The sequence below is a fragment of the Pantoea sp. C1E2 genome, from assembly GCF_056491465.1.
The window spans coordinates 51,773-63,374 of record NZ_JBSZHT010000001.1 but is presented as its reverse complement, the minus strand read 5'-3'; the positions used below and the strand labels follow the sequence as shown (position 1 = coordinate 63,374).

10 protein-coding genes and 1 pseudogene are annotated in these 11,602 nt (G+C 51.7%); 7 read left to right on the top strand and 4 right to left on the bottom strand.

Annotation, left to right across the window (positions count from 1 at the left end; genetic code table 11):
* The first annotated feature begins 68 nt into the window (after positions 1-68).
* The 7 genes from ACXI0A_RS00265 (at position 69) to copM (ending at position 6,844) form a co-directional block, all read left to right on the top strand.
* Positions 69-1,910, top strand: coding sequence for a copper resistance system multicopper oxidase (locus ACXI0A_RS00265; protein ID WP_476151252.1), 1,842 nt, complete (start codon positions 69-71; stop codon positions 1,908-1,910).
* A gap of 103 nt (positions 1,911-2,013) precedes the next feature.
* Positions 2,014-2,898, top strand: a complete 885-nt coding sequence (locus ACXI0A_RS00260) for a copper resistance protein B (protein WP_050680637.1) — start codon at positions 2,014-2,016, stop codon at positions 2,896-2,898.
* Positions 2,899-2,929: 31 nt separating this feature from the next.
* Entirely contained in the window at positions 2,930-3,310 is a 381-nt protein-coding gene (copC, locus tag ACXI0A_RS00255) for a copper homeostasis periplasmic binding protein CopC (RefSeq protein WP_039389843.1), read from the top strand.
* A gap of 4 nt (positions 3,311-3,314) precedes the next feature.
* Positions 3,315-4,247, top strand: a complete 933-nt coding sequence (copD, locus tag ACXI0A_RS00250) for a copper homeostasis membrane protein CopD (RefSeq protein WP_476151254.1) — start codon at positions 3,315-3,317, stop codon at positions 4,245-4,247.
* 31 nt (positions 4,248-4,278) lie between these two features.
* Entirely contained in the window at positions 4,279-4,959 is a 681-nt protein-coding gene (locus ACXI0A_RS00245) for a heavy metal response regulator transcription factor (RefSeq protein ID WP_039389839.1), read from the top strand.
* Positions 4,956-6,365, top strand: a complete 1,410-nt coding sequence (locus ACXI0A_RS00240) for a heavy metal sensor histidine kinase (protein WP_089562071.1) — start codon at positions 4,956-4,958, stop codon at positions 6,363-6,365. Before ACXI0A_RS00245 ends, ACXI0A_RS00240 begins: the two co-directional genes overlap by 4 nt.
* 128 nt (positions 6,366-6,493) lie before the next feature.
* Positions 6,494-6,844, top strand: coding sequence for a CopM family metallochaperone (copM, locus tag ACXI0A_RS00235; protein ID WP_039389835.1), 351 nt, complete (start codon positions 6,494-6,496; stop codon positions 6,842-6,844).
* 149 nt (positions 6,845-6,993) lie between these two features.
* On the opposite strand, the gene ACXI0A_RS00230 is transcribed toward copM, so the two are convergent.
* From ACXI0A_RS00230 to umuD, 4 genes and pseudogenes are all read right to left on the bottom strand, one after another.
* Entirely contained in the window at positions 6,994-9,099 is a 2,106-nt protein-coding gene (locus tag ACXI0A_RS00230) for a tyrosine-type recombinase/integrase (protein ID WP_476151255.1), read from the bottom strand.
* Positions 9,099-10,085 (bottom strand): tyrosine-type recombinase/integrase, encoded by a 987-nt coding sequence (locus ACXI0A_RS00225; protein ID WP_476151257.1) that lies wholly within the window; start codon positions 10,083-10,085, stop codon positions 9,099-9,101. The genes ACXI0A_RS00230 and ACXI0A_RS00225 overlap by 1 nt, the downstream gene beginning before the upstream one ends.
* Before the next feature lie 73 nt (positions 10,086-10,158).
* Positions 10,159-10,383, bottom strand: a pseudogene (locus ACXI0A_RS00220) (Y-family DNA polymerase); the annotation flags it as partial.
* Between the two features lies 1 nt (position 10,384).
* On the bottom strand, positions 10,385-10,825 hold the full coding sequence (umuD, locus tag ACXI0A_RS00215) for a translesion error-prone DNA polymerase V autoproteolytic subunit (protein WP_476151259.1): 441 nt from the start codon (positions 10,823-10,825) through the stop codon (positions 10,385-10,387).
* Between the last annotated feature and the right edge of the window lie 777 nt (positions 10,826-11,602).

The window sequence follows — 11,602 nt, the reverse complement described above, 5'->3', positions numbered from 1 at the left end:
ACGGCTTGTGCTTCCGGAGCGGAGAGAGCCATTCTCCGGGGATAACAGAAAATTGCCGGAGTTCAGTCATGCAGCTTAAAAGTTCACGACGTAATTTCATTAAAGGGATCACTGCCGCTGGCATTGTGGGCGGACTGGGCCTGCGAACATTCGATGCATTCTCGGCGGTAAGCCTGATGCAGTCCCGCACACTTACCGGCACAGACTTTGATCTGTTTATTGGCGAGACGCCGCTAAATATCACCGGTAAAACCCGGTATGCAAAAACCATTAATGCCGGCCTGCCAGGCCCTCTGTTGCGCTGGAAAGAAGGCGATACCGTTACATTAAGAGTTAAAAATCGCCTTTCTGAACCGACATCAATTCACTGGCATGGCATTCTTCTGCCGGCGAATATGGATGGCGTACCGGGACTGAGTTTTCATGGTATTGAGCCGGACGATACCTATGTTTACTCCTTTAAGATAAAGCAGAACGGTACATACTGGTATCACAGCCATTCCGGCCTGCAGGAGCAGGAAGGTGTCTATGGCCCGATTATTATTGATGCAGCTGAACCAGAACCGTTTGTCTGGGACAGCGAACACATAGTCATGCTTACCGACTGGTCTGATGAAAAAGCATCAGACATTCTCGCCAAACTGAAAAAGCAGTCCGATTATTACAACTTTGCGAAACCTACCGTTTCTGACTTTTTCCGTGACGCCAGGGAAAAAGGTCTAGGCAGTACGTTGTCCGATCGGAAAATGTGGGCGGAAATGAAGATGAATCCGACGGATCTGGCTGACGTCAGTGGTGCCACATATACCTATCTCATGAACGGGCAGGGCCCTGGAAAAAACTGGACAGGGCTGTTCCGTAAAGGCGAGAAGGTACGCCTGCGTTTCATTAACGGTTCCGCCATGACCTACTTTGATGTGCGCATTCCGGGGTTGAAAATGACGGTCGTGGCGGCTGATGGCCAGTATGTCACGCCTGTTGCTGTTGACGAGTTCCGCATCGCTGTGGCCGAAACTTACGATGTAATCGTGGAGCCGGCTGAAGATGCCTACACTATTTTCGCGCAGTCTATGGACAGAAGCGGCTACGCTCGCGGCACGCTGGCTGTCCGTGAAGGGCTTTATGCTCCGGTACCGGCTCCCGATCCTCGCCCCTGGCTGACTATGGACGATATGGGTATGGGCGGCATGGATCATGGCAGCATGGGCGATATGGATCACAGCCAGATGCAGAGCATGAATAACGACACCATGACGGGCATGGATGGTAATGCTATGCAGGCTATGGATGGCTCTGGTGTCTCCGGAGTAGCAGAAAGTATGCCGGAAATGGACCATAGCGCCATGGCCGGGATGGATCACGGCAGTATGAGTGGCATGGGGGACATGCAGAAACATCCTGCATCTGAAACAGACAATCCTCTGGTTGATATGCAGGCCATGATGCCGGCGCCTAAATTAAGTGACCCGGGCATTGGTCTGCGCAATAACGGCAGAAAAGTCCTTACGTATGCCGATCTGAAAAGCACATTTGACGATCCGGACGGGCGTGAGCCATCGCGTACCATCGAGCTACATCTCACCGGACATATGGAAAAATTCGCCTGGTCATTCAACGGTATTAAATTCTCCGATTCAGAACCGGTTACGTTGCGATATGGCGAACGCGTGCGTGTGGTGCTGGTTAACGACACGATGATGACGCACCCCATTCACCTGCATGGTATGTGGAGCGATCTGGAGGATGAGGACGGTAATTTCCTGGTACGCAAACACACTATCGATATGCCTCCGGGTACCCGCCGAAGCTATCGGGTAACTGCCGATGCACTCGGGCGGTGGGCTTATCACTGTCATCTTCTTTTCCATATGGAAACCGGCATGTTTCGTGAAGTCCGGGTTACAGAGTGAGGTAGCGATAATGTCAGTTTCAGGATGGAATGATATGACAAAGTATTTTTCACGTTCCGCTGCAGGTTTGCTGGCCTGCACTGCGTTTGCCGGAGCGATAGTGATGCCCGCGTTTGCAGCACCTACGGGACCATCTGACAATTTACAACAGCATGATATGTCAGGCATGGACCATTCTGCTATGCAGGGAATGGATCATGCGTCTATGGAAGGAATGACGCCTGGGACATCCGGTATGGGGGGTATGGAATCCATGCAGCCCGCGGCGCCAGCAGAAAGCCGTACACCCATTCCGCCGGTTACGGAGGCGGACCGTAAGGCAGCATTCCCGGACGTACATGGGCATAAGGTTCATGACAACAGCATAAATTACTTTGTGCTTGCCGATCAGCTTGAATGGCAAAAAAACAACGATCCGGGTGGCTTCAGCTGGGATGTAAGCGGCTGGGCTGGCGGGGATATCAATCGACTCTGGTTACGTAGCGAAGGTGAAACCACCCGAGGTAAAGCCGAATCCGCAGAAGTTCAGGCTTTATGGGGACATGCTCTGACACCCTGGTGGGACGTGGTTGCCGGTGCCCGGCAGGATTTCAGGCCCGGAAAACCGCAAACCTGGCTGGCTGCTGGTTTTCAGGGCATGGCGTTGTACAACTTTGAAAGTGAGCTGACTGCGTTTGCCGGCGAGCAGGGACGGACAGCGCTCAGGCTGGAAGCCGAATACGATGTGCTGCTGACCAATCGCCTGATCCTGCAACCTTCCTTTGAGGCGAATATTTACGGGAAAGATGATGAGGCACGGGAAACCGGTAAAGGCCTTTCCAGTACCGAACTTGCTCTTCGCCTTCGCTATGAAGTGAAAAGAGAATTTGCACCTTACGTAGGGGTTTCGTGGAGCCAGCTCTATGGCAATACTGCTGATATGGCTGCCCGTGAAGGTGAAAAAGATAACGAAGTGCGCTTCCTCCTCGGGGCTCGCATGTGGTTCTGATGCAGTTAATTCAAACAAAACAGGTATTATTATGAAACATTCATCTGCCAAATATTTCTTCGCTTTAATTGCTTCTGGCGCGGCTTTTGCTGCACAGGCGCATCCGGAACTGGCGTCTGCTGTCCCTGCTGATAAGTCTCAGATAACGGCACCGTCTAAACTGGAACTGCATTTCACCGAAAATCTGGTAACGAAATTTTCCGGCGCCCGTCTTGTAATGACCGCCATGCCGGGCATGTCTTCTCATGCGCCAATGCCGGTTGCGGCTAAAGTCTCAGCGGGCAGCGATCCGAAAACGATGATTATCACACCGGCAAAAACTCTGCCTGCAGGAACCTATAAAGTGGAATGGCGGGCGGTATCTTCTGATACTCACCCCCGGACCGGCAACTACAGTTTCAGCGTGAAGTAATACCATGAACGATCAGACTTTTATTATCATCCGTTTTTTTCTTTACCTTGATCTTATGCTTCTTTTTGGCCTGCCTTTATTCGAAATTTATGGGGTAAAGGGAGTATTGAAGAAATCGGTATCGTTGTTCAGCGTCTGGTCGTTCTTTTTTACGCTCATCTCTGCTGGCATGGTTTTGTCCCTTGCAAATATGCTGCTTGTCGCTCAGGCCATGAGTGGCGTCAGTGATCCCGGCGAACTGACTCTCCATATTATGGAGATGGTTGTCGGGGAAACTGCAGTGGGCATGAGCTGGGTTATCCGCTTCGCTGCACTGGTCATGGCGTTTATCGGGCTTGGCCTGCGGCTCAGGCATGTCGGGCTGTCACGTTATGTGCTTACCCTGTCCGGCGGTATAGCACTTGCTACACTGGCATGGGGCGGGCATGCGGCAATGAATGACGGCATCAGCTACTATCTTCATCTTCTGAGCGATATCATTCATCTGACAGCGGCCGGGGCCTGGATCGGTGCACTGGCGGCTTTTACTCTGCTCTTATGCATCAAAAAGGCTGAAAAGGCTGTCTATGCCAGCCAGCTGGCCGCAGCGTTGTCGGGTTTTGCCCGTGCCGGCACGATCATTGTGCTGAGCATTGTCATCACCGCCGTGGTTAACTTCGTATTTATCGTTGAAAAGCCTCTGAGTACCCTGCCGGGCAGTGACTATGGTCTGCTGCTGCTGATAAAAACTGTTCTGTTTTTTCTGATGCTGCTGCTGGCCGCCGCCAATCGCTTCCGGCTTACACCGCGACTGGAAACGGCCCTGCTTCAGGGCCAATATAAGATGGGTATTTACCTGATGCGTAAAAGCATTATCACGGAATTTACTGTTTCGGTACTGATACTGGCAACCGTCGCCTGGCTGGGCACGCTATCGCCGGATACCGGTATGGAATAACGACTAACCGTAGCCTGCAGGAAAGCTGCCCATGACCACTATGCTGATCGTTGAGGATGAACTGAAAACCGGTACCTACCTGAAACAGGGGCTTCTGGAAGCGGGATATGATGTAACCCTTGTAAACGATGGGCGTCAGGGACTGGAGCATATCCTGCGACAGCATTATGATCTCATTATTCTGGATGTAATGCTGCCCTCAATGGACGGCTGGGATATTCTTCAGCAGATGCGTATGGCCCGGCACGAAGAGCCCGTGCTGTTTCTGACTGCCCGGGATAACGTCAGTGAAAAGATTAAAGGTCTCGATCTTGGCGCGGATGACTATCTGCTCAAACCCTTTGATTTTGCCGAGCTCCTGGCGCGTATCCGCACCCTGCTCAGACGCAACCGTACGCAAACGTCCGGTACGCACCGCATTGCTGATTTGGTTATGGATGTCACCCGCCGGAGTGTGAGCCGTTCCGGCAAAAAGATACACTTGTCTGCTAAAGAATTTGTGCTGCTTGAGCTACTGTTACAGCGGACCGGAGAGGTGCTGCCAAGGAGCCTGCTTTCATCTCTGGTCTGGAATATCAATTTTGAAAGCGATACCAATGTGATTGATGTGGCCGTCAGACGACTTCGCAGTAAGGTGGATGATGACTTTACACCAAAGCTTATTCACACGGTACGGGGTATCGGATATGTGCTGGAGATACGGGAAGAGTGAAGCGTAACTGGTCCCTGACATCACGACTGAGCATAATCTTTGCCGGCGTGATGATGTCCGTCTGGCTTCTTTCGAGTGTGCTGCTTGTAGCCGCCCTCAGCAGTTATTTTCGTCATCAGGATGCCACATTGCTGACCGGAAAGCTTGAACTTGCCACAGAGCTTCTTGAGGGCGAGGTGCACGCCGGAAAGCTCGACAGCGCATCGCTTGCACGAAAGCTTTCGGATGCCATGGTTGGTCACAGCGGACTTTATCTTTCCGTTAAAACAACCGATAACCAGATGCTGGCCGACTATTCATCACCCGGTTTTTTGGTGCCTTATGAGCGCTTTAGCGACGAAGCTACCCGTCCGGGTATTATGCAGACGGTAGAGGAAGATAGCTGGCGTTATAACGTTATGGTCAGAAAAATTAATGCTAAGAGCGCAGGAAAACTAAACGATGTACTGATTACGGCCGCCTATGATACCAGCCTTCATGATGAGTTTATCGGTCAGCTTAAAAGATGGCTGGTCTGGTTTAATGTCGCCCTGATATTTATCTCCGTTTTTCTGGGATGGCTCGTCACCCGGATGGGACTCAGGCCTCTGAATGAAATAAACCGGCTTGCCTCAGCAATTACGATTAACAGCCTGAGCAAACGTCTCCCTGGCCATAATCTGCCAGCCGAACTAAAGGTAACAGTAGCTGAATTTAACAGCATGCTTGAACGGCTGGAAGATTCATTCTGTCGTCTGTCTGAGTTCTCTTCGGATATCGCGCATGAACTGCGTACCCCTGTCAGTAATCTGATGATGCAGACTCAGGTTGCGCTGTCCCGTGAACGTGATGCCGAAAGTTACCGTGAGGTACTTTTTTCAAATCTGGAAGAGCTGAGCCGGCTCGCCAGAATGAGCAGTGATATGCTTTTCCTGGCTAAATCTGAAAACGGGCTGATGCCTCTGGAGAAACAGGACGTTTCGTTAAACGCAGAGCTGGAAGAGCTCCTCGATTTTTTTGAACCGCTTGCCGGTGACAGCGGTAAAACGCTTTCTCTGCAGGGGGAGGCAGTTGTCAGAGGCGATCGCCTGATGCTGCGTCGTGCAATGAGTAATCTGATAACTAACGCCATAAAATATTCATTACCGGGATCAGCTATTAATGTGCTGGCTGAACACCACGCCGGCAGGGTTTTTATACATATCTCTAACCCCACAGAAAATATCAACCGGGATAGTCTGAACCGGCTTTTTGACCGCTTTTACCGGGGCGACGCTTCCCGTCAGCATAATACGGACGGTGCCGGACTGGGGCTGTCCATCACCCGTTCTGTTTTACTGGCTCATGAGGGCGATCTGCAGGTTTCCATGAACGATAATGTAATTACGTTCACGGCAATGATGCCGGCTCCCCGGGAGGTGTTTTAACGTTTTACCGGCAGGTCGGCAATTTTCATGGTCTTGTACTGCCTTAGTATCAGTAATAGGTTTCCCGGCACATTAAAGGATATCGGGAAAATCTGAAGTCTGAATCCAATACATGAAGGAGTGACGTTATGAAAAAAACGCAATTTGTTTTTGCTTCACTGATTTTTGCCCTGCCGGCTGCCGTTATAGCACAGCAGCCGGACTCAAAGATGTCCCAGGATATGAATATGTCCCCGGCTTCAAAAGAGTACATGTCTGGTATGCAAAAGATGCACAGCGGCATGATGAATGCCATGAAGGAGCAGGATGCTGACAGAGCGTTTGCCAGGGGCATGATTGAGCACCACAAAGGGGCTATTGCCATGGCCGAAACGGAACTGAAATACGGGAAAGATCCGGAAATGAAGAAGATGGCAGAGGACATTATCAAAGCGCAAAAAGGTGAAATTGAGCATATGGAAACGTGGCTGAAAAAATAATCATCTTCCGCTTTGGGGTCTGTTAACGTAAAGCAGGTTTCTGGCGGAGGACCTCTGGGAATCTTTAATGAGAAAGTAATATAACCTGTCTGAACCTTCGCCCCGGGTCCATTCAGGCAAAATGCTTCTCCGGGGCGAAACAGGGTGCCTTACTGTTTTTTCAATGCATAATCCAGTTTTTCCATATCGTTAACGACAATTTCTTGCTCGTCAGCAGTCAGAGGAACTTCCTCCAGATAACGCTTCACTGAAGCCTTACTTTCCAGCAGCAGGCCTCTGGCGCTTTCTTTAGGTAGGTTAAAATCGCACCCGATACAGGCCATACGGTGAGGGCAGCTGCTCCAGAATGGGTTCGTACAGAAAGAATCCCCTAAATCGTAATAGGTTGCCGGTCCGGTCAGGCTGACAGCCTCCGGATCATGATCGATTAGCACGCTCATCATATGCGCCACCCGGTCCGCCTTCACAAAAGACGCAGCCAGCTGGGTAGGACGTATACGAATATAATGCATGGTGGACTGAGGCGTAGAATGACCTGACCACTGCATCAGCTCATACAAAGTCATGCCCTGTGGAACACTGGCCAGGGCTGTAACTGCTGAAGCGCGCCCCCGATGGCTGGTAATTGGCCCCCGGCTGTCTTGCGCAGGCACACCCGCTCTGGCACAGAGAACCGGGATGACAGTCCGGTTTATGACATCCCTGCCGACAGGTTTGCCCCGAAACTGAAACAGGAAGCGGACTTTTTCACCGGTACGCTCATCCGTAAGAGCTGCCTGTTCCTGTGGACGTTCGCTGAGCCAGATATCAACGTACTTTTTCACGACGGCAGAGATAGGTTTTACAAAGGCTTTAGACGTTTTTCCTGCCGGTACGCTGAGGTAGCAAAGCGTTCCTGCCGGAATGATGTTGCCATCCTCCCGCCTGATATCATCCACCTGCAGAGTGATGCAGCCAGCAGTAAGACGCATTAACTCGTTCTGGCGCAGCCCGGCATGTGTCCAGATAACGGCCATCGCCTGCAACATGGACAGAGGATAGTGAATGTCACTCAGGAGATCTTCATGGCGCAGATTGAGGCTTGCCCAGATCAGCTTCAGCCAGACAGGATCATCAATGACGCGGGGATTTACACTCTGACGGAACAGTGGAGTGCCAGGCGTAGAGAGATGTCGTGCCGGACTGAATTTCAGTCGCCCCCAGCCCCAGTTTTCATAATCGATCATGAAACGGCGAACCGCATAAACAAATCCACTACGGGAATTCGGCAGCAAGGGCTCACCTATCCGGGCAGATTGCCGGGCACCTCCTTCAGTGCCCAGTGACAGCTCGCCCACCTTCATTCGTCCAACTGCCGCAATAAAGCTGGCACAGGTTTCCATTGTCCAGTCGGCCGGTTCGTGAATATCCGGATATTCACGGGCAAGCCACAGCCCACAGCGGAGAATAAAACTGTACTGGTTCTCCCGCGATCGGGGGCGAAGCACTGACGTATGCCTCCATTTCCGGCACCACCTGACCCAGTCTGCCGCGATACCTTGCGTGGGTTTTTCATGCCATTCTTTATAATTCCGCATACGCACAGAATTTTTTATGATGCCCATTGCGGCAAGTGCGTGTGAAACCCTGCCAGCTGTTTTTGCTATTCCCCGGTCGTGATAATTCTGTGCCCGCCACAGCAGATCGATCGTAAAGCTTTCAAGTTGAGGATTTTTATTCATCAGCATCAGTACGCCGAGTATGGCTGACAGAGCATTTTTCTGGTTCTGACTTTTATACCCAAGCGAAACCAGAGCTTCAGTCAGACGGCTGAGCTCCTGACTGAAAATGTTCTGTCCAAAAATGGCTCGGGCATACAGCGACGGCGCGCCCTGATGCGGCAAACTGAACGGAGAAGAAAATGGGCCAAGATGAAAGGCAAAAGCGGCAAGCAGCGGCCTGCCTGATTCATGCTGCTGTAACAGATAAATCCATTTTTCCTGCGGCCACTGCCAGCAGGGTTTCCCTGTCCGGTGTGTTTCTGCCAGAACGGAAAGAATTATGATTCTGATCAGCCTGTCACTTGTTCCACTGCGAGTGGCAATATCCTGCAAAGGCATCAGTAACAATGACAAAGAATCCGGCTGTTCGAGAGCGGCTGTTCTGCGATGGCCTGTACTTAGCGCTGCCCGTTCTTCAGCAGTGAGCACATCATTCAGCTGATAATCTGTACGTTCAAAGGGGCTATAAGTACACATGATTATTTCTTCTTTCATCAGCGAGTCTCCGTCTGAAAAATAAGGCCGGCAACTTTTCGATCAATTTCAGCTACTGCAGCGGCCATCCGACCAGCCAAATCAGAACCTGAAAGATGGATGTAAATCTGGGTAGTACGCGGATCGCGGTGTCCTGCGTATGCGGCTAGTTCATGGAGTTTCCATCCAAAGCGTGCCAGGTGCGTCAGACGAAGATGGCGGAAGGTATGTGTGGTGATTTGTGGAAGGCCGGCATCAAGTGCCCATTTCCGGACGGTTTTACTCCAGTTCCAGAAAGACAGGGGGGCACCGTGGTTACGATCAGAAGCCGAGCGAAACAATGCACCTTCTCGGTAACCCGCGAGCCGTAACTGCCGGAAATGATTTGCCAGCACCGGTGTTACGGCGGAACTGTAGCAGACTATCCTTTCCCGCCTGTTTTTCGTCGTTTCGGCGCGAACACGAATCAGACGATGAGCAGGATCAATATCTTCAAGCATGAGGGAGGCTACTTCTGCGCGACGAAGCGCACCGTAATACGCCAGGGCTAGCATCAATCTGTCACGCAGGGAGGCGGCAGAGACATGCATCAGGAATCTGAGCCATTGCTCATCATCAGGAATAACGGGCAGACGTGTGATACGGGGAACCAGACCGCGTCCCGTATAAGCGCTCCCCGGCAAACCCGAACGGGGTAACGGGTTGAGACTGCAGATATCCTGATAAACCAGAATGTCATACCAGAGACGGATCGCAGAAAGGCGCAGCTGGAGCGTGGCGCTGGCCGCGGGAAAAGGCATGCCGGGTAGCTGAGGGCTGATGTAGGCGGCCAGGTCTTCAAACCGGGCCTTTTCAGGTTCAATGCTGTTCTGGCTGCAGAACGCAAAATAATGGCTGAGGGCACTGCGGTAGGCGGAGAGTGTGGCCTGAGCCCTGCCCAGGTCGGACAGCAGTTTCAGCCAGCGCTCCGCCAGTACCAGAACGTCCTCATTTGGTGGAATCATCATTGTGTTTACCTCTGACAGCAGCATTGCTACTCAAAGTTTACCCAGTCAATGTTGCATTCCACTTAACTTACTAAAGGGCGTAATTACTGGAGAAAAAGTGGATCTTCTCGGGGTACTGCTGATTCTTAATTTTGAACCAGGGTTCACCCATCTTAATGTATTTCTTAGCCTCTTTACTGCGAGCGATCACGCAGCCGTCGTTATTTGAAAGAATGCAGACAGGTGCATTCCTCAGTGATGGCTGGAATGCTTTCTCTACGCTCGCGTAAAAGGAGTTCACATCGATCAGGCCAAACACGTCAGTTTCTCCGACGCGTCGTGTGAACAAAATGGATCACGACGCCAAAGATCTGCAGGGTCTCAGGGTCAGGAGTAATGACCGGGTAGGCAGGATTCATGGGCTGAAGAACCGGACCGTGCGGCTTTATGAGCAAACGCTTGACGGTAAACTCACCAAAGACCTCTGCAATAACAACGTCGCCGTGTTCTGGTTTAAGTGACCGATCAACGATAAGCAGGTCACCATCGTATAGTCCGATATCCTGCATGCTGTTACCCTCAGCCCGCAGAAAGAAAGTACTTGAGCGATGGGCTATCAGATGTTCATTGAGGTCCAGCTCCTGTTCAGCATAGTCCTGGCAGGGGGACGGGAACCCGCAAGGTACGCGCTCAAGAAAAAGAGGACGGAAACTGAGTAGCGGATTTTGTGCCGGATTGATGAGCCTGAGGGTGTGAAACATAATCAAATTTCCTGCCAGTGTGCTGTATATAATTACAGTAGTATTAACTGACTTTCACCACGGCGCAAGATGCTGAGGGCAGGGGAGGGGGGGGATAATTTTCACGAGCCATGAAATGTCTCATGTTATTGTGCACTGAGTGTTCAAAAAATCACCATGATGCACCGGCCTTCCGCTGGCGGGCGGTGCATCAGATTATCCACAGCTTTCTTTGCCGGATGTGCAGCGCAGATGTGGATAATCCTCCTCATTAATTCGACTTCGGGTTGGTTGACTCCTTTTACCCGCTGCATATTCGCTGAGCTTCGGCAGCGCATTCTTAAAGGTTTTATATAAGGGGCAGGTTGTGCAGCCCGCCTCTCACGGTTATCTCACTTCACGTATCCCTGCACGGCACTGTCGGGCGCATATTAACCTTAATCCTGAAGGCTGACTTTACTCACAGTTGACCGGAGGCGCGCACGCCTTTCCGGTTCTCTACCGCGTCACCCCGGCAATCAGATAATCGCGGCGGCTAGACTGCCCGCCGCTCTGAGGTGCAACGCCGTTTCGCTGCCGCTCAGCCACCGTTGCCGCTGCATCATGCTGTCCATTCCTTCAGTCATCACCGTATAAGTCCTTTCTCCGGGGCTGAGACAAGCACAGGCGACCTGGTCGTCCAGGATGGGATGAACGCCGGGAAAATTTTGTCCGGCCACTGCGTTAGACCAGAAAAAAATGTCCCCGGCGCCCCGGACGCCTGCCATCCCCCGCGCTGGTTGACGCCCTCGCGGCGAA

Excerpts from the sequence above, each read along its gene's own strand:
- ACXI0A_RS00265 (WP_476151252.1), top strand. The coding sequence starts at position 69 with ATGCAGCTTAAAAGTTCACGACGTAATTTCATTAAAGGGATCACTGCC.
- ACXI0A_RS00230 (WP_476151255.1), bottom strand. The coding sequence starts at position 9,099 with ATGAAAGAAGAAATAATCATGTGTACTTATAGCCCCTTTGAACGTACA.
- umuD (WP_476151259.1), bottom strand. The coding sequence starts at position 10,825 with ATGTTTCACACCCTCAGGCTCATCAATCCGGCACAAAATCCGCTACTC.
- copD (WP_476151254.1), top strand. The coding sequence starts at position 3,315 with ATGAACGATCAGACTTTTATTATCATCCGTTTTTTTCTTTACCTTGAT.
- ACXI0A_RS00225 (WP_476151257.1), bottom strand. The coding sequence starts at position 10,085 with ATGATGATTCCACCAAATGAGGACGTTCTGGTACTGGCGGAGCGCTGG.
- copC (WP_039389843.1), top strand. The coding sequence starts at position 2,930 with ATGAAACATTCATCTGCCAAATATTTCTTCGCTTTAATTGCTTCTGGC.
- ACXI0A_RS00245 (WP_039389839.1), top strand. The coding sequence starts at position 4,279 with ATGACCACTATGCTGATCGTTGAGGATGAACTGAAAACCGGTACCTAC.
- ACXI0A_RS00260 (WP_050680637.1), top strand. The coding sequence starts at position 2,014 with ATGCCCGCGTTTGCAGCACCTACGGGACCATCTGACAATTTACAACAG.
- copM (WP_039389835.1), top strand. The coding sequence starts at position 6,494 with ATGAAAAAAACGCAATTTGTTTTTGCTTCACTGATTTTTGCCCTGCCG.